This is a genomic window from Protofrankia sp. Cas8 (assembly GCF_963555845.1).
Classification (GTDB): domain Bacteria; phylum Actinomycetota; class Actinomycetes; order Frankiales; family Frankiaceae; genus Protofrankia.
Genome location: NZ_CAUVXI010000206.1, coordinates 3,140 through 4,707, shown reverse-complemented (window position 1 = coordinate 4,707; position 1,568 = coordinate 3,140). Strand labels below are relative to the sequence as shown.

Here is a 1,568-nt window from a genome sequence, read left to right as displayed (position 1 = left end):
TCCTGGCTGGTGGTGGTGAGGATGGTGGCGTCGGCGAGGAGCGTCAGGTGTGTGCCGTTCAGCGGGGGCATGGCCGGGGCGCGGTCGCGGAGCCGTAGCGGCAGGGTGGGGTCGGTGGCGATCGCGTCGGGTCCGACGATGGTGAGCAGGGCGGTGAGCCGGCTGGTGAGGTGGTCGGCGGCGGTGTGGAGTCGGTCGGGGTTGACTGGTGGTGGTGTGGGGTGGCTGGTCGGGCTGTGCAGGGCGGTGTGCAGCAGGTCGCGTTGGCCGGTGGGGGTGCTGCCCGGTGGGGGTGTGTAGACGGGGTTGGGGGGCAGGTCGGCGGTGAGTAGGGCGGCGAACCCGACCCGGGCGGCCGGTGGCCAGGCCAGCGCGCGCAGGCGGTGGATCCCGGGATGGTCGGCCAGTGTGTGTAGTCGGGGGTCGTACAGCGCCCGGTCCGGGTTGTCCGTGCTGGTCGTGTCGCCGGTGTGGCTGGTGAGGGCTAGCAGGTCGTGGATGAGGGACAGTGGTGGCCATAGTCCCCCCGCGCCGAGCTGGAGCAGTCCGGTGGCGGCGGTGTGCCACCGTGGCGGGACCGGCTCGGCGCGGGTCGAGGTGTCCGGCTGTGGTGGGAGGGTCACCGTCCAGATCCGCACCGTGGCGTCGGCGCCGCCGGAGGCGAGTAGCAGCTGGCCGTCGGGGCCGGCCGCCCAGCCACCGACCGGACCGGGCCGGTGTGGCCGGTGAGGGTGTGCAGGGTGTGGCCGGTGGTCGGATCCCAGATCCGCACCGTGGCGTCGCCGCTGCCCGAGGCGAGTAGCAGCCGGCCGTCGGGGCCGGTCGCCCACCCCACCGACCAGACCTGGCCGGTGTGGCCGGTCAGGGTGTGCAGGAGGTGGGCGGTGGTCGGATCCCAGATCCGCACCGTGGCGTCGCCGCTGCCCGAGGCGAGTAGTAGCCGGCCGTCGGGGCCGGTCGCCCACCCCACCGACCAGACCGTGCCGGTGTGGCCGGTGAGGGTGTGCAGGGTGTGGCCGGTGTGCGGATCCCAGATCCGTACCGTGGCGTCGGAGCTGCCTGAGGCGAGTAGTAGCCGGCCGTCGGGGCCGGCCGCCCACCCCACCGAGTAGACCCCGCTGGTGTGGCCGGTGAGGGTGTGCAGGGTGTGGCCGGTGTGCGGATCCCAGATCCGCACCGTGGCGTCGGCGCTGCCTGAGACGAGTAGTAGCCGGCCGTCGGGGCCGGTCGCCCACCCCACCGACCCGACCGTGCTGGTGTGACCGGTCAGGGTGTGCAGGGTGTGGCCGGTGTGCGGATCCCAGATCCGCACCGTCCGGTCGGCGCTGCCCGAGGCGAGTAGTAGCCGGCCGTCGGGGCCGGTCGCCCACCCCACCGACCCGACCGTGCTGGTGTGGCCGGTCAGGGTGTGCAGGAGGTGGCCGGTGTGCGGATCCCAGACCCGCACCGTGGCGTCGTCGCCGCCGGAGGCCAGTAGCAGCCGGCCGTCGGGGCCGGCCGCCCACCCCACCGAGTTGATCTCATCGGTATGGCCGGTCAGGGTGGCCGGCGGTTCGGTGACGACGACC

General features: G+C 74.0%; 2 pseudogenes. Both read right to left on the bottom strand.

From position 1 onward, the window contains the following. A pseudogene (locus U9977_RS22330) lies at positions 1–623 on the bottom strand (hypothetical protein); the annotation flags it as partial. Next, a pseudogene (locus U9977_RS22325) lies at positions 620–1,568 on the bottom strand (WD40 repeat domain-containing protein); the annotation flags it as partial. The pseudogenes U9977_RS22325 and U9977_RS22330, both read right to left, overlap by 4 nt.